Origin of the sequence: Aeromonas sp. sif2433 (assembly GCF_019218705.1) — a bacterium.
In the GTDB taxonomy this organism is placed as follows: domain Bacteria; phylum Pseudomonadota; class Gammaproteobacteria; order Enterobacterales; family Aeromonadaceae; genus Aeromonas; species Aeromonas encheleia.
In genome coordinates this window covers 1-264 of the sequence record NZ_JAHUXD010000046.1, presented here as the reverse complement: position 1 = coordinate 264, position 264 = coordinate 1, and the positions used below count along the sequence as shown (strand labels likewise).

The 264-nt window shown below is 55.3% G+C and carries 1 rRNA gene; it reads left to right on the top strand.

Annotated features, from left to right (window positions below):
* Window positions 1-264, top strand: a 23S ribosomal RNA gene (locus KW825_RS20780); the annotation flags it as partial.

Below are 264 nucleotides of genomic sequence, written 5' to 3'. Positions count from 1 at the left end.
CGTAATAGCTCACTAGTCGAGTCGGCCTGCGCGGAAGATGTAACGGGGCTCAAACCAGGCACCGAAGCCGCGGATTCACACTTATGTGTGAGTGGTAGGGGAGCGTTCTGTAAGTCTGCGAAGGTGTGTCGAGAGGCATGCTGGAGATATCAGAAGTGCGAATGCTGACGTAAGTAACGATAAAGGGGGTGAAAAGCCTCCTCGCCGGAAGACCAAGGGTTCCTGTCCAACGTTAATCGGGGCAGGGTGAGTCGACCCCTAAGG